Genomic DNA, 17,207 nt, shown 5'->3' on the forward strand with positions numbered 1-17,207 from the left:
TCCATCCCGGGCGGTGGTTGTCCCGGGGTAAGGGTGTAGGACGTCAGGTAGGTAAATCCGCCTGGCAATAGTCTGAGACCTGATGCCGAGCCGATTGTGGTGAAGTGGATGATCCTATGCTGTCGAGAAAAGCCTCTAGCGAGTTTCATGGCGGCCCGTACCCTAAACCGACTCAGGTGGTCAGGTAGAGAATACCGAGGCGTTCGGGTGAACTATGGTTAAGGAACTCGGCAAAATGCCCCCGTAACTTCGGGAGAAGGGGGGCCACGTCCGGTGAGAGCACTTGCTGCTTGAGCTGGGGGTGGCCGCAGAGACCAGCGAGAAGCGACTGTTTACTAAAAACACAGGTCCGTGCGAAGCCGTAAGGCGATGTATACGGACTGACGCCTGCCCGGTGCTGGAACGTTAAGGGGACCGGTTAGCTTGGATTCGTCCGGGCGAAGCTGAGAACTTAAGCGCCAGTAAACGGCGGTGGTAACTATAACCATCCTAAGGTAGCGAAATTCCTTGTCGGGTAAGTTCCGACCTGCACGAATGGCGTAACGACTTCTCGACTGTCTCAACCATAGGCCCGGTGAAATTGCACTACGAGTAAAGATGCTCGTTTCGCGCAGCAGGACGGAAAGACCCCGGGACCTTTACTACAGTTTGATATTGGTGTTCGGTTCGGCTTGTGTAGGATAGCTGGGAGACTTTGAAGCGGCCACGCCAGTGGTTGTGGAGTCGTCGTTGAAATACCAGTCTGGTCGTGCTGGATGTCTAACCTGGGTCCGTGATCCGGATCAGGGACAGTGTCTGATGGGTAGTTTAACTGGGGCGGTTGCCTCCTAAAGGGTAACGGAGGCGCCCAAAGGTTCCCTCAGCCTGGTTGGCAATCAGGTGTTGAGTGTAAGTGCACAAGGGAGCTTGACTGTGAGACCGACGGGTCGAGCAGGGACGAAAGTCGGGACTAGTGATCCGGCGGTGGCTTGTGGAAGCGCCGTCGCTCAACGGATAAAAGGTACCCCGGGGATAACAGGCTGATCTTCCCCAAGAGTCCATATCGACGGGATGGTTTGGCACCTCGATGTCGGCTCGTCGCATCCTGGGGCTGGAGTCGGTCCCAAGGGTTGGGCTGTTCGCCCATTAAAGCGGTACGCGAGCTGGGTTTAGAACGTCGTGAGACAGTTCGGTCCCTATCCGCTGTGCGCGTAGGAGTCTTGAGAAGGGCTGTCCCTAGTACGAGAGGACCGGGACGGACGAACCTCTGGTGTGCCAGTTGTTCTGCCAAGGGCATGGCTGGTTGGCTACGTTCGGGAGGGATAACCGCTGAAAGCATCTAAGCGGGAAGCCTGCTTCGAGATGAGGGCTCCCACCTCCTAGAGAGGGTAAGGCTCCCAGTAGACGACTGGGTTGATAGGCCGGATATGGAAGCACGGTAACGTGTGGAGTTGACCGGTACTAATAGGCCGAGGGCTTGTCCTCAGTTGCTCGCGTCCACTGTGTTAGTTCTGAGACAACGACCGTTGTCGGCTTTGAGCAGAACAGACAATAGAAGAGTGTGCTTGTTCGCTCGAAACCATTAGGGTTTCGGTGGTCATAGCGTAGGGGAAACGCCCGGTTACATTCCGAACCCGGAAGCTAAGCCTTACAGCGCCGATGGTACTGCAGGGGGGACCCTGTGGGAGAGTAGGACGCCGCCGAACAATCTTTGGAAGGACCCCTGGTCCCAGCGTTCAGCTGGGACCAGGGGTCCTTTTTTATTTATGCTTGCAGTACCGAAGACAGGAGTCACCGATGTCCACCAACTCTCCCGATGACCGACCGGAGCGCGACCAGCGGCGACGGGACAGTGGTGACCGGTCCGACCGGCCTGACCGCGGCGGTCAGCGCGGCGGCCCGCGCAGGGACAACGACCGCGACCGAGGGTTCCGGCGCGACGACCGCGCCGGTGGCCGGCCGGAGCGTGGTGGTTTCCGCGGACGGGACGACAACCGCGGTGGCGAGCGCGGCGGTTACCGCGGCCAGGACGATCGCCGTGATGACCGCCGTGACGGCCGTCGCGACGGTGACCGTGAGCGCTCCGGCTTCCGTCGTGACGACGACCGGGGCTACGGCCGCCGCGACGACCGACGCGATGACCGACGGGGCGACGACCGGGGCGGTGACCGCGCCGGCTACCGGGGCCGCAGCGACGACCGTGGGGAGCGCGGCGGGTTCCGCCGTGACGACAGCCGTGGTGGCGAGCGTGGCGGTGACCGCGGTGGCTTCCGTGGGCGTGATGACCACCGTGGCGGTGACCGTGGCGGCTTCCGGCGTGACGACGACCGTGGTGGTTTCCGCCGCGAGGACAGCCGGGACGGCGACCGTGGTGGTTTCCGTCGTGAGGACAGTCGTGGTGGTGACCGGGGTGGTTACCGCGGGCGCGATGACCGGGGTGGGGAGCGCGGCGGGTTCCGGCGTGACGACAGCCGCGGTGGTGACCGCGGTGGTTTCCGCCGTGACGACAGCCGTGGTGGCGAGCGTGGCGGTGACCGCGGTGGCTTCCGTGGGCGTGACGACCACCGTGGCGGTGACCGTGGCGGCTTCCGGCGTGACGACGACCGTGGTGGTTTCCGCCGCGAGGACAGCCGGGACGGCGACCGTGGCGGATACCGCCGTGACGACAGCCGGGACGGCGATCGCGGTGGCTTCCGTCGTGAGGACAGTCGTGGTGGTGACCGGGGTGGTTACCGCGGGCGCGATGACCGGGGTGGCGAGCGCGGCGGGTTCCGGCGTGACGACAGCCGCGGTGGTGACCGTGGCGGCTTCCGCCGTGACGACAGCCGCGGTGGCGAGCGCACCGACAGCCGTGGCGAGCGCGGTGGCTTCCGGCGTGAGGACACGCGCGGCGGTGACCGTGGCGGCTTCCGCCGCGAGGACAGCCGGGGTGGCGACCGTGGCGGCTTCCGCCGGGAGGACTCCCGTACGGGCGAGCGCGGTGGATTCCGTGGGCGTGACGACCGTGGGCGTGACGACCGGGGACGTGACGACCGTGGGCGTGGGCCTCGTCGGGACGACCGGGGCGGACGTCCCGGTGGGTTCCGTGGGCGTGACGACCGGCACGGCGGCGGGCGGTTCCGTGAGGAGCGCGACCGGGACCGCGAGCCGATCAAGCGGCTGCCGATCCCCGAGGACGTCACCGGCGAGGAGATCGACAAGGACGTACGGCAGGAGTTGCAGAGCCTGCCCAAGACGCTCGCGGAGGACGTCGCCAAGAACCTGGTGATGGTCGCCCGGCTGATCGACGAGGACCCCGAGGGCGCGTACGGCTACTCCAGGGTGGCCCTGCGGCTGGCGTCGCGCGTCGCCGCCGTACGGGAGGCGGCCGGTTTCGCCGCGTACGCCAACCAGAAGTACTCCGAGGCGCTCGCCGAGTTCCGTGCCGCGCGGCGGATGACCGGCACCGTGGAGCTGTGGCCCCTCATGGCCGACTGCGAGCGCGGGCTCGGGCGGCCGGAGAAGGCGCTGGACATGGCCGGGGCGCCCGAGGTGCAGAAGCTGGACAAGGCCGGGCAGGTCGAGATGCGGCTCGTCGCGGCCGGCGCCCGGCGTGACATGGGGCAGCTGGACGCGGCGATCGTGACGCTGCAGAGCTCCGAGCTGGCGTCCCACTCCGTGCAGCCGTGGACCGCGCGGCTGCGCTACGCCTACGCCGACGCGCTGCTCGCGGCCGGCCGGTCCGGTGAGGCGCGTGAGTGGTTCGCCAAGGCCGTGGAGGCCGACCGCGACGGCAGCACGGACGCCTCCGACCGGCTGGCCGAGATGGACGGCGTCGAGTTCGTGGACGCCCTCGGCGAGGACGAGCACGAGGACGAGGACCGGGACGCGGACGACACCGTCCGCGCGGACGAGCACGTCGAGCACGTCGAGCACGTCGAGCCCGTCGAGCACGACAGGGACGACGAGGACGACGAGGACGATGAGGACGACAAGGACTGACGTCCTCGGCGGGCAGCGGGTGTGAAGGGGCGGGTCTCGTGGAGGCCCGCCCCTTGCCCGTCAGACCTCAGAGGTCGAGTGCGCGCAGGACCAGGCCGGAGGCCGGCTTCGGGCCGAACGACGTCGACTTGCGCGGCATCGTGACGCCCTGGCGCGCGAGGTCACGGACGACGTCCTCGTGCACCGGGTGCATCAGGACGGCCGTGCCGCCGTCGCGGCGGGCCTTCTCGACCGTGGCGGCCGTGTCGTGGATGTAGGCGATGTGGGCCGGGGAGTCGGGGACGCGCCAGACGTGGTCGAGGAGGGTGGCGTGCAGCACCGTCGCGTCCAGGGTGCGCCAGGCCGGCGGCCGGTCGGCCGGGACCGTACGGGCGAGCAGGTCCGGGTCCGGGCGGTCGACGAGGTGGAAGGCGCCGTCTCCGGCGAGGAGGAAGGCGTTGCCGTCGGAGGCCGCCGCGGCGAGGGCGTCCATCGCCCCGGACAGCGGGGCGTCGAGGCGGCGGACCCGGAACAGGCCGTCGAGCGCGGCCAGGGCGTCCGCGGGCGGCAGCCCGTGCAGCAGGCGGTGGATGGCGCGGACGCGCAGGGGGTAGCGGGCCGTGTCGACGAGGAGGACCAGGCCGTGGTCCCAGGGGCTGGGGGACGGATGCTCCGCGCGGAGCCGGCGGTAGGTCGCCCAACGGTGGTGGCCGTCGGCGATGAGCGCCTGGTGGCCGGCGAGCTCCCGCCGGACCGCGGCCAGGTCGGCGGGGTCGGTGAGGGACCACAGACGGTGGTGGAAACCGTCCTCGGTGGTCGTCGCCAGGAGGGGCGGCCGCCCGGCCGTGCGGTCGATCAGGTCGGCGGTGGCGGTCGCCGAGTCGTCGCCGCGGTAGGTGAGCAGCAGCGGTTCGAGGTTGGCGGAGGTGGCCCGCATGAGGTCCGCGCGGTCGGCGACGATGTGCGGCATGACGTCCTCGTGCGGCAGGACCAGCCGCTCGCCCGGGTCGGAGACGCGCAGGGCGCCGATGAGGCCGCGCTGCACCATGCCGTCGCCGTCGCGCTGCTCGTAGACGTACAGGCCGGGTGCGGGGTCGGCGGTCAGGACGCCCTCCGCGCGCCAGCGGCGCAGGGTGTCGGCGGCCTGGGCGTTGCGGGCCTCCGGTGTGTCCGCCTCCGGGAGGATCAGCCGGACGATGTTGTACGGGTCGGCGGACTGGAGGTGGTGCAGGCCGTCGGGGCGGACGACGACGTCGTACGGCGGGGATGTCACGGCGGCCAGGCTGCCGACCCGGTCGGGGTCGTAACGAAGGCCTCGGAACGGGGTGAGTTCCAGGCCTCGGGGCGCCTTTGCTTCCGAGTGACCTGCGGTGTTCATCCCGGCATCGTACGGGTGTCGGTGGCATGGGGGATGATCGGGGGAAAACCGTCGAACGAGGAGCGATGCGGAATGAGCCGGAGCGTCAGGACGAGGCCCGAGGGCAGTGGGCAGGCCCTGAGCGAGGCGTACGACACGGCGCTGCTCGATCTCGACGGTGTGGTGTACGCGGGCGGTGACGCGATCGCCCACGCGGTGGAGTCGCTCGCGGCGGCCCGCGAGGGCGGTATGCACCTCGCGTACGTGACGAACAACGCCCTGCGCACCCCGGACGTGGTGGCCGGGCACCTGACCGAGCTGGGGATACCGACGGAGGCCGGCGACGTCATCACCTCCGCGCAGGCCGTCGCCCGGCTGATCAGCGAACAGGTGCCGCAGGGTTCCCGGGTGCTGCTGATCGGCGGCGAGGGACTGCGGGTGGCGCTGTGTGAACGCGGGCTCGTACCGGTGGAGTCGGCGGACGACGACCCGGTGGCGGTCGTGCAGGGGTACGGCGGGCCCGAACTGCCGTGGGGGCGCTTCGCGGAGGCGTGCTACGCCGTGGCGCGCGGGGTGCCGTGGTACGCCTCCAACACCGATCTGACGATCCCCAGCGGGCGCGGCATCGCCCCGGGCAACGGCGCGGCGGTGGAGGTCGTCCGGATCGCCACGGGGGCCGAGCCGCAGGTCGCGGGCAAGCCGCTGCCGCCGATGCACCGGGAGACGATCCTGCGCACGGGCGCCCGGCGGCCGCTGGTGGTGGGGGACCGGCTGGACACGGACATCGAGGGCGCGTTCCACGGCGAGGTCGACTCGCTGCTGGTGCTGACCGGGGTGACCGACGGCGCCCGGCTGCTCGCCGCGCCGCCGCGGCACCGGCCGACGTATGTCGACGCCGACCTGCGCGGGATGCTCACCGGGCAGCCGGAGGTCGTCGGCGCGGGCGACGGGTTCCGGTGCGGCGGCTGGACGGCGGTGGCCGGGTCGGCGGCGCTGGAGCTGGACGGGGACGGTGACGCGCTGGACGGGCTGCGCGCGCTGTGCGCGGCGGCGTGGACGGCGGCCGGGGACGGTGTGTGCGAGCTGGACGGCGGGAAGGCCCTGGCGCGCCTGGGCCTCTGAGCGGCCGTCGCGGACGTCCGCCCGCCCCGGTGCGGGAGCCGGGGACCTTGAGCAAATGGCAGGGTAGGCTAACCTAACCTGCGTGTTGGTCGAGAGTCCCCCAGAACAGCGCGCGGACATTGCCCCCGCGCCCCCGAACCGCCGGGCGATACGTTTCCTCGGACTGCTCGTCTCCGTGGTGATCCTGGTGCTCGTCGCTGTGGCGAGCATCGTGGTCGGCGCGAAGGAGCTGTCGCTGGAGCAGGTCTGGCACGGCCTGTTCGCGGAGACGGGCACCTACGGCGACGTCGTCGTGGCCGACAGGCTGTCACGGACCGTGCTGGGCGTGCTCGTAGGCGCCGCGCTCGGTCTGGCGGGGGCGGTGCTCCAGGCACTCACCCGCAACCCGCTGGCCGACCCGGGACTGCTCGGCATCAACGCGGGCGCGTCCGCGGCCGTGGTCAGCGCCATCACCTTCTTCGGCGTCACCTCGCTGTCCGGCTACGTGTGGTTCGCGTTCAGCGGTGCGGCGGCCGTCGGCGCGCTGGTGTGGTTCCTCGGCGGCAGCCGGGGCGCGACGCCGGTGCGGCTCGCGCTCGCCGGTACGGCCATCAGCGCCGCCCTGTACGGGTATCTCCAGGCCATCATGATCCTGGACGACGCCGCGCTCGGCCGGATGCGCTTCTGGACGGTGGGCTCGCTGGCCACGGGGAACGACTCGACCATCGAGCAGGTCCTGCCGTTCCTGCTGGCCGGGTTCGTCCTCGCCCTCGCGCTCGCCCGGCCGCTCAACGCCATGGCCATGGGCGACGACACCGCCAAGGCGCTCGGCGCCAACCTCAACCGTACCCGGGCGCTGTCCATGCTCGCCGCGACCGTGCTGTGCGGGGCCGCGACCGCCGCCTGCGGGCCCATCATGTTCGTCGGCCTGATGGTGCCGCACGTCGTGCGTTCCTTCACCGGACCCGACCTGCGCTGGATCCTGCCGTACGCGGCCGTCCTGTCGCCCGTGCTGCTGCTCGGCGCCGACGTGCTCGGCCGGATCGTCGCCCGCCCCGCCGAACTCCAGGTCGGCATCGTCACCGCGATCCTCGGCGGTCCGGTCTTCATTTATCTCGTACGACGGCGGAGGACGGCCCAGCTGTGAAGACCAACCGCGCGGTGCGCACCCCCGGCGGCCTCTCGGTCCGGCTGGACGCGCGCGCCCTCACCGTCGTCGTGCTGCTGCTGCTCGCGGCGCTCACCGTGAGCGTGGTGCTGATCGGCACCGGCGACTTCCCGATCCCGGCCGCCGACGTGCTCAGGACCCTCGTCGGAGAGGGCAACGCCGGCCAGGAGTTCATCGTCACCGAGCTGCGGCTGCCCCGGGTCGTGGTCGGGCTGCTGGTCGGCGCCTCCCTGGGACTGGGCGGCGCGCTGTTCCAGTCCATCTCCCGCAACCCGCTGGGCAGTCCGGACGTGCTCGGCCTCGGACAGGGCGCGACGGCCGGTGCGCTCACGATGATCGTGCTGTTCTCCGGCAGCGCCAACCAGGTCGCCCTCGGCGCGCTCGCCGGCGGACTGGTGACCGGGTTCGCCATCTACGCGCTCGCCTGGAAGCGGGGTGTGCACGGCTATCGGCTGGTCCTGGTCGGCATCGGTGTCTCCGCGGTCGTCACGGCGGTCAACGGCTACCTGCTCACCAAGTCCGACATCGTGGACGCGGCCCGCGCGGTCGTCTGGATGACGGGATCGCTCGACGGCCGTGACTGGGACCAGGTCTGGCCCCTGCTCGCCCTGTGCGCCGTCCTCGTACCGCTCGTCCTCGTCAACTCCCGCGGCCTGCGGATGATGGAGATGGGCGACGACGTCTCGTACGCCCTCGGCGTGCGGGTCGAGCGCGTGCGGCTGCTGCTGATGCTGTCGGCCGTCCTGCTCACCGCGTCCGCGACCGCCGCCGCCGGACCGGTCAGCTTCGTCGCGCTCACCGCGCCGCAGCTCGCCCGGCGGCTGACCCGCTCGCCCGGGCCCAACCTGGTGCCCGCCCTGGTGATGGGCGCGACGCTGCTGGTCACCGCCGACTGGGTGTCGCAGCGGGCGTTCGGCGCCGACCAGCTGCCCGTGGGCGTGGTCACCGGCGTGCTCGGCGGCGTCTACCTGCTGTGGCTGCTGGTCACCGAGCGCAGGGCGGGTCGGATATGAGCACCGACAGCACCACCAGCAGCGGGCCGAACCACCGAAGGAGCACCGTGAACCGACTGTCCGCCGAGAACGTCACCCTGGCCTACGACCAGCGGGTCATCGCCGAACAGCTGTCGGTGGAGATACCGGACAACTCCTTCACCGTGATCGTCGGGCCCAACGCGTGCGGCAAGTCGACGCTGCTGCGGGCCCTGTCCCGGATGCTCAGGCCGAGCGAGGGACGGGTCCTGCTCGACGGGCAGGTCATCCAGTCGATGCCCGCGAAGAAGGTCGCCCGCACCCTCGGCCTGCTGCCCCAGTCGTCGATCGCGCCCGACGGCATCACGGTCGGCGACCTGGTCGGCCGCGGCCGCTACCCGCACCAGGGACTGCTGCGCCAGTGGTCCGCCGAGGACGAGCGGGTCGTCCAGGAGTCGATGGCCCACACCGGCGTCGCCGAACTCGCGGAACGCTACGTCGACGAACTCTCCGGCGGGCAGCGCCAGCGCGTGTGGATCGCGATGGCGCTGGCCCAGCAGACCCCATTGCTGCTGCTCGACGAGCCGACCACCTACCTGGACATCCAGCACCAGATCGACGTGCTGGACCTCTGCGCCGACCTCCACGAGCAGCAGGGCCGCACCCTCGTCGCCGTCCTCCACGACCTCAACCACGCGGCCCGCTACGCCACCCACCTCATCGCCCTGCGCGGCGGGAAGGTCATCGCCCAGGGCGCGCCGAACGACATCGTCACCGCCGAGCTGGTCGAGGAGGTCTTCGGCCTGCGCTGCCAGGTCATCGACGACCCCGAGACGGGCACACCGCTGATCGTTCCGGCGGCGCGCAGGGCACGGGCGAAGGACACGGCGGAGAAGGTGGGAGTCACAGGAGCTTCCTGAGGCGGAACAGGTCGCGCAGGCCCGCCTCGACGCGCACCCGGCCCGACCCCCAGGCCCTGGCGAAGTGCAGCTCGCCGTCGACCAGGGCCACCAGGTCGTCGCCCGCCATCGCGAGCCGCAGCTGCGCCCTCTCCCGCGGCGGGCCGGGAAACGTGTCGTGGACCTCGATCCGGCCGCCGGTGAGCCGGCCGGCGAAGGTCACGTCCAGGTCGGTGATGTGACAGCTGACCGAGCGGTCCATCGCGGCGGCCGCGCGGGCGTCCCCCTCGGCGTGCCGCATGCTGTCCGAGAACGTGTCGAGCGCCGCACGGCACTCCTCGATCGTGGCCATCGCCGACGACGGTACCGCAGCCTTCGCGGTAGCGTCGGGGCATGAACGACGCAGTACCGCAGGCGCGGGACGCGGAGCCGGAGCCGGGCCCGGGTGCCGCGGCGCCGGAGCACCCCGCGCCGCAGCCGCCGCCCGGCGACGACGGCCCCGCCGCCCCCGCGCCCCTGCACGTGCCCCGCACCCCCACCGGGCACCCCGAGGTGGACGCCCACGTGGAGCGGCTGGCCGACGCCGACCACCTCACCACGGACGGCCATGTCGCGGTGTACGAGGATGTGCACCGGGGGCTGCGCGACGCGCTCACCGCGCTCGACGCCCGCCCGGGCCCTCCGGCTCCCGCCGGTCACCCGGCGGCCACCCCGCAACCAGGCCCTTCGGGCCACCCATCCGACATGGCACACGGACACAGGAGCTGAACCGAACGTGGCAGGAGTCGCACGCCGCCGTCTCGACGCGGAGCTGGTCCGCCGTAAGCTCGCGCGCTCGCGTGAGCACGCCAGCCAGCTGATCGCCGCGGGGCGGGTCAGCGTCGGCAGGACGGTCGCGACCAAACCCGCCACACAGGTGGAGACCGCCGCCGCGATCGTCGTCTCCGAGGACGCGGGCGACCCCGACTACGTCTCGCGCGGGGGCCACAAGCTGGCCGGCGCGCTCGACGCCTTCGTGCCGCGCGGACTGGTCGTCCGCGGGCGGCGGGCCCTCGACGCCGGCGCCTCCACCGGCGGCTTCACCGACGTCCTGCTGCGGTCCGGGGCGGCGCACGTGGTCGCCGTGGACGTCGGATACGGACAACTCGCCTGGTCGCTGCGGAACGATGAACGCGTCACCGTCAAGGACCGTACGAACGTACGCGAGTTGACGCTCGAAGCGATCGATGGGGAACCTGTGGATCTTGTGGTGGGGGATCTGTCCTTCATCCCGCTCGGACTGGTGCTGCCCGCCCTGAAACGGTGCGTGAAGCCGGACGCCGACCTGGTGATGATGGTCAAACCGCAGTTCGAGGTGGGCAAGGAGCGGCTGGGCAGCGGCGGCGTCGTCCGCAGCCCCCAGCTGCGCGCCGAGGCCGTCCGGGGAGTGGCGGCCAAGGCCTGGGAGCTGGGCCTGGGGGCGATGGGCGTGACGGCGAGCCCGCTTCCCGGGCCCTCGGGGAATGTCGAATACTTCCTGTGGCTGCGGGCCGGGGCTCCGGAACTGGACCCGGCCGATGTTGACCGTGCTGTGGCGGAGGGGCCGCGTTGACACCGAACCGAGCTCGTACTGTTTTCCTGCTCGCCCACACGGGGCGGCCCGCGGCCATCCGCAGCGCCGAACTCGTGGTCAAGGGGCTGCTGCGCTCCGGCCTCGGGGTGCGCGTCCTGGAGGACGAGGCCCGCGACCTGCCGCTGCCGGACGAGGTGGAGACCGTCAAGGAGGCCACCCCGCAGTGCCTCGACGACTGCGAGCTGCTGATCGTGCTGGGCGGGGACGGCACGCTGCTGCGCGGCGCCGAGTTCGCCCGCGCCTCCGGCGTGCCCATGCTCGGCGTCAACCTCGGACGGGTCGGGTTCCTCGCCGAGGCCGAGCGGGACGACCTCGACAAGGTGGTCGACCGGGTGGTGAACAAGGCGTACGAGGTCGAGGAGCGCATGACCGTCGACGTCGTCGTGCACCGCAACGGCGACATCGTGCACACGGACTGGGCGCTGAACGAGGCGGCCGTGCAGAAGGTGTCCGCCGAGCGGATGCTGGAGGTCGTCCTGGAGATCGACGGGCGGCCGGTCACCGGGTTCGGCTGCGACGGGATCGTGTGCGCCACCCCGACCGGTTCGACCGCGTACGCGTTCTCCGCGGGCGGGCCCGTGGTGTGGCCCGAGGTCGAGGCGCTGCTGATGGTGCCGATCAGCGCGCACGCGCTGTTCGCCAAGCCGCTGGTGACCTCGCCGGACTCGGTGCTGGCGGTGGAGATGCTGCCGCACGTCCCGCCCGGGGTGCTGTGGTGCGACGGGCGGCGGACCGTCGAGCTGCCGGTCGGCGCGCGCGTGGAGGTGCGACGGGGGGCGGTGCCGGTGCGACTGGCCCGGCTGCACCACGCCTCCTTCACCGACCGGCTGGTCGCGAAGTTCGCGCTGCCCGTGTCCGGGTGGCGGGGGGCGCCGCACTAGGAGGCCTCGCCGGGACCGGGGCGGGTTCCGGGGAGCCGGCCGGTGCGGCACCGTCCGCGGCGGCTCGCGCGGCTCCCCGTAACCCTGGGGGACGTGCACTCCCGTGGGTGACAAGGGCGGGGGCGGTCGCACTCCCCGGCTCGGACCTCGTAAGGTCGTGTCCGTGTTGGAGGAGATGCGGATACGGTCGCTCGGAGTCATCGACGACGCTGTCGTCGAGCTGTCGCCCGGCTTCACCGCCGTCACCGGCGAGACGGGCGCGGGCAAGACCATGGTGGTCACCAGCCTGGGTCTGCTGCTGGGTGGACGGGCGGATGCGGCCCTGGTGCGGATCGGCGCGCGCAACGCGGTCGTCGAGGGGCGGATCGCCGTGCCCGAGGGCGCCGCGGCCGTCGTACGGGCCGAGGAGGCGGGGGCCGAGCTCGACGACGGGACGCTGCTGGTGAGCCGTACCGTTTCCGCCGAGGGACGCTCGCGGGCGCACCTGGGCGGGCGGAGCGTGCCCGTGGGGCTGCTCGCCGAGCTCGCCGACGACCTGGTGGCCGTGCACGGCCAGACCGACCAGCAGGGGCTGCTCAAACTGTCCCGGCAGCGCCAGGCGCTCGACCGGTACGCCGGTCACGCGGTGGGCGTGCCGCTCGGCAAGTACGCGGAGGCGTACAAGCGGCTGCGGGCCGTCACCACCGAGCTGGAGCAGATCACCACCCTGGCGCGCGAGCGGGCCCAGGAGGCCGACCTGCTGCGCTTCGGGCTGGACGAGATCGCCGCCGTGGAACCCCGCGCGGGAGAGGACGTGGAACTGGCGGAGGAGGCCGAGCGGCTCGGGCACGCCGAGGCCCTGGCGTCCGCCGCGGCCGTCGCGCACGCCGCGCTCGCGGGCAATCCGGAGGACCCCGAGGGCGTCGACGCCGGGACGCTCGTCGCGGGCGCCCAGCGGGCCCTGGAGGCCGTACGGGCGCACGACCCGGCGCTGGCGGCGCTCACCGACCGGATCGGGGAGGTCGGCATCCTGCTGCGCGACGTCGCCGGGGAGCTGGCCGGGTACGCCGACGACCTGGACGCCGACCCGCTGCGGCTGGCGGCCGTCGAGGAGCGGCGGGCCGCGCTCACCGGACTGGTCCGCAAGTACGGCGAGGACGTCTCCGCCGTACTGGCCTGGGCCGAGCGGAGCGCCGAGCGGCTGACCGAACTCGACGGCGACGACGAGCGGATCGGGGAACTCACCGCCGAACGCGACGCGCTCCGCGCCGAACTGGGCGTGCTGGCCCAGGAGCTGACCGACGCCCGTACGGAGGCGGCGGAGCGGTTCGCGGCGGCCGTGACGGCCGAGCTGGCCTCGCTCGCCATGCCGCACGCGCGGGTGTCGTTCGACATCCGGCAGACCGAGGACCCGGAGGGCGTCGAGGTGGGCGGGCGGACGGTCGCCTACGGCCCGTCGGGCGTGGACGAGGTCGAGCTGCTGCTGGCCCCCCACCCCGGAGCGCCGCCGCGGCCCATCGCGAAGGGCGCGTCGGGCGGTGAGCTGTCGCGTGTGATGCTGGCCGTGGAGGTCGTGTTCGCGGGCACGGACCCCGTGCCGACGTACCTCTTCGACGAGGTGGACGCCGGGGTCGGCGGCAAGGCGGCGGTGGAGATCGGGCGGCGGCTGGCGCGGCTGGCGAAGACGGCGCAGGTCGTGGTCGTCACCCACCTGCCGCAGGTCGCCGCGTTCGCCGACCGGCAGCTGCTGGTGGAGAAGACCAACGACGGGTCGGTCACCCGGTCCGGCGTGAAGGTCCTCGAAGGGGAGGACCGCATCCGCGAGCTGTCCCGGATGCTGGCCGGGCAGGAGGACTCCGAGACGGCCCGCGCCCACGCGGAGGAACTCCTGGCGACGGCACGGGCGGACGGCTAGCCGGTCACGGTCCCGCGGACGGGCGACCGCACCCGCGTGCCCGCTGCCCCCGGACTCTCGCCGCCGCGCTGTGCGGTGCGTACGACGACGCCGCCGCGGCGGTGTACGGGGACGAGGTGAGCGCGGGGGCCCGGTCGCTGGGGGAGGACTGAGCGGGGGTCCGCCGTCCGCGGGGGACCGGTACGCGCCGGACGGGAGTCCGCCACCCCGGGGGCGGGGCAGGCCGGCGTCGGCCGTGGCGGGCCGGGCGGACGGGCTCCGTCTGTGGCGAAGTTGAGGGGATCGTCGTCAGGCGAGGCGGAGCCCTGCGGAACGGCGCCGGACGAGGCGGAGCCGGATGAAAGGGTGTCAGCCGTGGCGGGGCCGGGTGGACGGAGTCCACCCGTGAGGAAGCACGCCGACCCGTGTCACCCGTGTGGGTGACAGGGAGGGGCGGGTGCCGCCCGGTGGGGGCCCTCGGCGGTGCCCGAAGCGGTGTGCGGACTGGCATGCTTGACGGAGTACGCGTAGGCCCGCGCGGTACACCCCCTCCGCACGATCCTTCTGTACGTTCTTCGTGACCGCCCGACCCGAACCAGGAGCCCGGCCACGTGACCCCCGTGAGCAGCCCCTCACCGCACGGCCGGCCGCCGCTGCGCACCGTGCAGGTGCTGGGCGGAGGCAACACCATCAGCAGCGCCCATGTGCGCTCGCTGGCCGCGGGGCTCGTCGCACGGGGCGTGCGGGTTACGGTGTGCGCCCCCGTCGAGGCGGATCACACCCACGACTTCACCGGTGTGGGCGCCGGCCACGTGCACGTGCCGCGCAGCAGCGACCCGGGGTCGGTGGCCGCGCTGCGGGCCGCGTGCACCGGCGCCGACCTGGTCCACGCGCACGGACTGCACGCCTCCTTCCGCACCGTGCTCGCCCTGAGCGGCCGGAACACCCCGCTCGTCGTCACCTGGCACGACCGGGCCCACGCCGACGGCCCGCGCGCCCACTTCCTGCGCGTGCTGGAGCGGCGGGTCGTCAAGGCGGCCACCGTGGTGCTCGGGACGACGTCCGCCCTCGTCGACCGGGCGCGCCGTGCGGGGGCGCGGGACGCGCGGCTGGCCGCCGTCTCCCTCCCCGGGCCCCGCACCTCGCCGCCGCGCGACGACCCCGACCGGCGGCGGCCCAAGACGCGGGCCGAACTCGGTGCCATGGGACGCCCGTTGCTCATCGCCGTGGGCTCCCTCGAACGGCATCGCGGCTACGACGTCCTGCTGGACGCCACACACGCGTGGCAGCGGCTGGACCCGGTGCCGCTGGTCGTGCTCGCGGGGGAGGGGCCGCTGCGCGCCGAACTCCAGCAGCGGATCGAGCGCGAGGAACTGCCGGTCCGGCTCCTCGGCCGGCGCGACGACATCACGGACCTGCTCGCCGCCGCCGACGTCGCGGTGCTGCCGAGCCGGTGGGAGGCGCGTTCCCCGCTCGCCCAGGAGGCCCTGCACGCGCGCGTGCCGCTCGTCGCCACCGCCGTGGGCGGCATCCCCGAACTCGTCGGCGACGCCGCCGAACTCGTCCCGTACGGCAACGCGCGAGCGCTCGCCGACGCCGTCGTACGGCTGCTGGACGATCCAGGACGCCGGGACCTGCTCAAGGAGCGGGGTGTGCGGCAGGCCGCCACCTGGCCCACCGAGGACGAGACGGTCGCCCAAGTCCTCAGCGTCTACGACGAGCTGACCCAGCTGCGGCCGCTGGTCTGACACCGGATCGGAGAGGTCACGGCACGTGCCGCCGGGCCCGCAGGGCCAGGCTCAACGCCAGGACCGTCTGCGGGTCGTCGAGGTCGGTGCCCAGCAACTCCCCGATGCGGGCCAGCCTGTTGTAGAGCGTCTGGCGGTTCAGGTGCAGTTCGCGGGCGGTCTCCGCCTTGCGCCCGGCGTGCGCCAGATAGGTCTCCAGGGTCGGCAGCAGCGGCGGCTTGGAGCGGCGGTCGTGGTCCAGGACCGGACCGATCGCGCGGTCCACGAAGGCCGCCAGGTCCGGGTGGTCGCGCAGCCGCCACAGCAGCAGGTCGATGTCCAGCCTCCGGGCGTCGTGCCAGGGGCGGTCCGGCAGGCCCTGCGCCGCGGTCGCCGTCTCCGCCGCGTGCCGCAGCCCCGTCGACGCCGCCGCCCAGCCGCCGGCCGGCCCGACGACCACCACGGGCGGCTGTCCGCCCGGCCGCAGCGTCCCCGCGCGCTCCACCCCGGCGCGCAGCGCCGCCGCCACCCGGTCCGCCATCGCCGGCCGCTCCGCCTCCGAGCGCAGTCCGAGCAGCAGCGGCACCCGCCCCTCGACCGGCCGCACGCCCAGCAGCACGGGCACCCCGAGCGAGGCGAGCTCCTCGCCCACCGCGCGGGCCAGCACCGCCCAGCCCCCTCCCTGCGGGGCCAGAACGTCACCGGGCCGCATCACCACCGGCAGCAGCGGACCCGCACCCGGCTTGAAGCCCAGCACACGCGCCTGCGCGGGCGCGTCCCGAGCGGTGACACGGCCCTCGGCGAGGTCGGTGAGGAAGTCCCCGCGGCCGCGCGCCGCCAGCTCCTCCTCCTGACGGGCCTGCATCAGCACCACGGCGAGGATGCCCGCCGCCCGCTCGGCCGCCATCCGGTGCACCGGTTCCGGCGTGCTGCGCACCGGCAGCAGCACCAGACGCGCCCGGACGCCGCCGCTGCCGGGGCCGCCACCGGGCACGTCCACGAGGGCCGAACCGGCCGGCGGATCGTCCTGGTGCCGGTCCCGCAGCCCTTCCCACACCTGGAGCGGGTCCGCGCCCTCGGGCCCCTCGCCGGCCGCGTACAGCAGCTGTCCGTCGGTGGTCTCCAGGAACACCGGATTGCCGGTGAATCCGGCGAGGATCTCCAGGACCTGGGGGACCCCGCCGCCGCTCAGCAGCGCCTCGGTGCACCGGCGGTGCACCTCCTCCGCGCGTTGCAGCAGCGCGTAGTGCCCGTTGACGATCTCGGTGTGGATCTCCTCGGTGACCGTCACGAACGGCACCTCGCGGTGCAGCTGGACCAGCGGCAGCCCCGCCGACCGGGCCGACTCGACGAGGGCGGCGGGCAGCCGCTCGAAGCGCGGACCGAGCTCGACGACGAGGGCCGCGATGCCCCGCTCGGCCAGGGTCCGCACGAACACCCGCTGGTCGGCCGGCCGGGTGCCGAGCCCGTACCCGGTGGTCAGCAGCAGCTCGCCGCCCTTGAGCAGCGAGGCGATGTTGGGCACCTCGCCCGCGTGCACCCAGCGCACCGTGCGCCCCAGCCGGTCGGCGCCCGCCACGACCTCCGGCAGTCCACTGCGCAGCCCGGGCAGCTCCAGCGCCCGCCGCACGGTGATCCCGGCGCCCCGGGTGTCGTATCCGCTGTCCATGCCCCGGACG

Annotated in this window: 13 protein-coding genes, 2 rRNA genes and 1 pseudogene (1 of these 16 running past the window's edge); 13 read left to right on the top strand and 3 right to left on the bottom strand. The window is 72.6% G+C overall.

Annotated features, from left to right (window positions below; genetic code table 11):
• The 4 genes and pseudogenes from FHX78_RS27605 to FHX78_RS37175 all read left to right on the top strand — a co-directional run.
• Nucleotides 1-1,464 (top strand): 23S ribosomal RNA (locus tag FHX78_RS27605) (it extends 1,656 nt beyond the left edge of the window).
• 104 nt (nucleotides 1,465-1,568) lie between these two features.
• Nucleotides 1,569-1,685, top strand: a 5S ribosomal RNA gene (gene rrf / locus FHX78_RS27610).
• A gap of 538 nt (nucleotides 1,686-2,223) precedes the next feature.
• Nucleotides 2,224-2,892: pseudogene (locus FHX78_RS38335) on the top strand (hypothetical protein); the annotation flags it as partial.
• Between the two features lie 246 nt (nucleotides 2,893-3,138).
• Nucleotides 3,139-3,960, top strand: coding sequence for a tetratricopeptide repeat protein (locus FHX78_RS37175; RefSeq protein ID WP_194734455.1), 822 nt, complete (start codon nucleotides 3,139-3,141; stop codon nucleotides 3,958-3,960).
• Nucleotides 3,961-4,027: 67 nt separating this feature from the next.
• Here FHX78_RS37175 and FHX78_RS27620 read toward each other — a convergent pair whose 3' ends face one another.
• Nucleotides 4,028-5,317, bottom strand: coding sequence for a DUF1015 domain-containing protein (locus tag FHX78_RS27620; protein ID WP_145870108.1), 1,290 nt, complete (start codon nucleotides 5,315-5,317; stop codon nucleotides 4,028-4,030).
• Nucleotides 5,318-5,389: 72 nt separating this feature from the next.
• Between FHX78_RS27620 and FHX78_RS27625 the strand changes: the two genes are divergently transcribed.
• The 4 genes from FHX78_RS27625 (at nucleotide 5,390) to FHX78_RS27640 (ending at nucleotide 9,456) form a co-directional block, all read left to right on the top strand.
• Nucleotides 5,390-6,418: an HAD hydrolase-like protein gene (locus FHX78_RS27625; RefSeq protein ID WP_145870109.1), complete on the top strand. Its 1,029-nt coding sequence runs from the start codon at nucleotides 5,390-5,392 to the stop codon at nucleotides 6,416-6,418.
• 82 nt (nucleotides 6,419-6,500) lie between these two features.
• Nucleotides 6,501-7,544 carry a FecCD family ABC transporter permease gene (locus tag FHX78_RS27630; protein ID WP_145870110.1) on the top strand — a complete coding sequence of 348 codons (1,044 nt, stop codon included), beginning with the start codon at nucleotides 6,501-6,503 and terminating at the stop codon, nucleotides 7,542-7,544.
• Nucleotides 7,541-8,578 carry a FecCD family ABC transporter permease gene (locus FHX78_RS27635; RefSeq protein ID WP_145870111.1) on the top strand — a complete coding sequence of 346 codons (1,038 nt, stop codon included), beginning with the start codon at nucleotides 7,541-7,543 and terminating at the stop codon, nucleotides 8,576-8,578. Before FHX78_RS27630 ends, FHX78_RS27635 begins: the two co-directional genes overlap by 4 nt.
• Nucleotides 8,575-9,456, top strand: a complete 882-nt coding sequence (locus tag FHX78_RS27640) for an ABC transporter ATP-binding protein (RefSeq protein WP_145870112.1) — start codon at nucleotides 8,575-8,577, stop codon at nucleotides 9,454-9,456. Before FHX78_RS27635 ends, FHX78_RS27640 begins: the two co-directional genes overlap by 4 nt.
• Here FHX78_RS27640 and FHX78_RS27645 read toward each other — a convergent pair.
• Nucleotides 9,440-9,787 (bottom strand): sterol-binding protein, encoded by a 348-nt coding sequence (locus tag FHX78_RS27645; protein ID WP_145870113.1) that lies wholly within the window; start codon nucleotides 9,785-9,787, stop codon nucleotides 9,440-9,442. The two genes, FHX78_RS27640 and FHX78_RS27645, sit on opposite strands and share 17 nt — an antisense overlap.
• A gap of 41 nt (nucleotides 9,788-9,828) precedes the next feature.
• On the opposite strand from FHX78_RS27645, the gene FHX78_RS27650 reads away from it, so the two are divergent.
• From FHX78_RS27650 to FHX78_RS27670, 5 genes are all read left to right on the top strand, one after another.
• A complete protein-coding gene (locus FHX78_RS27650) occupies nucleotides 9,829-10,203 on the top strand; it encodes a hypothetical protein (RefSeq protein WP_145870114.1) in 375 nt (124 codons plus the stop codon).
• Nucleotides 10,204-10,210: 7 nt separating this feature from the next.
• Complete coding sequence (locus tag FHX78_RS27655) at nucleotides 10,211-11,026, top strand: TlyA family RNA methyltransferase (protein WP_145870115.1); 816 nt, start codon at nucleotides 10,211-10,213, stop codon at nucleotides 11,024-11,026.
• Nucleotides 11,023-11,928, top strand: a complete 906-nt coding sequence (locus tag FHX78_RS27660; protein WP_145870116.1) for an NAD kinase — start codon at nucleotides 11,023-11,025, stop codon at nucleotides 11,926-11,928. Before FHX78_RS27655 ends, FHX78_RS27660 begins: the two co-directional genes overlap by 4 nt.
• Before the next feature lie 175 nt (nucleotides 11,929-12,103).
• Nucleotides 12,104-13,822 carry a DNA repair protein RecN gene (gene recN / locus FHX78_RS27665; RefSeq protein ID WP_145872182.1) on the top strand — a complete coding sequence of 573 codons (1,719 nt, stop codon included), beginning with the start codon at nucleotides 12,104-12,106 and terminating at the stop codon, nucleotides 13,820-13,822.
• Between the two features lie 590 nt (nucleotides 13,823-14,412).
• Complete coding sequence (locus FHX78_RS27670; RefSeq protein WP_145870117.1) at nucleotides 14,413-15,549, top strand: glycosyltransferase family 4 protein; 1,137 nt, start codon at nucleotides 14,413-14,415, stop codon at nucleotides 15,547-15,549.
• Between the two features lie 16 nt (nucleotides 15,550-15,565).
• Here the strand turns inward: FHX78_RS27670 and FHX78_RS27675 are convergent, their stop codons facing one another.
• A complete protein-coding gene (locus FHX78_RS27675) occupies nucleotides 15,566-17,197 on the bottom strand; it encodes a PucR family transcriptional regulator (RefSeq protein ID WP_145870118.1) in 1,632 nt (543 codons plus the stop codon).
• Nucleotides 17,198-17,207 lie beyond the last annotated feature (10 nt).

This window comes from Streptomyces capillispiralis, assembly GCF_007829875.1.
In the GTDB taxonomy this organism is placed as follows: domain Bacteria; phylum Actinomycetota; class Actinomycetes; order Streptomycetales; family Streptomycetaceae; genus Streptomyces; species Streptomyces capillispiralis.

Excerpts from the sequence above, each read along its gene's own strand:
- FHX78_RS27625 (WP_145870109.1), top strand. The coding sequence starts at position 5,390 with ATGAGCCGGAGCGTCAGGACGAGGCCCGAGGGCAGTGGGCAGGCCCTG.
- FHX78_RS27620 (WP_145870108.1), bottom strand. The coding sequence starts at position 5,317 with ATGAACACCGCAGGTCACTCGGAAGCAAAGGCGCCCCGAGGCCTGGAA.
- recN (WP_145872182.1), top strand. The coding sequence starts at position 12,104 with ATGCGGATACGGTCGCTCGGAGTCATCGACGACGCTGTCGTCGAGCTG.
- FHX78_RS27640 (WP_145870112.1), top strand. The coding sequence starts at position 8,575 with ATGAGCACCGACAGCACCACCAGCAGCGGGCCGAACCACCGAAGGAGC.
- FHX78_RS27675 (WP_145870118.1), bottom strand. The coding sequence starts at position 17,197 with ATGGACAGCGGATACGACACCCGGGGCGCCGGGATCACCGTGCGGCGG.
- FHX78_RS27645 (WP_145870113.1), bottom strand. The coding sequence starts at position 9,787 with ATGGCCACGATCGAGGAGTGCCGTGCGGCGCTCGACACGTTCTCGGAC.
- FHX78_RS27650 (WP_145870114.1), top strand. The coding sequence starts at position 9,829 with ATGAACGACGCAGTACCGCAGGCGCGGGACGCGGAGCCGGAGCCGGGC.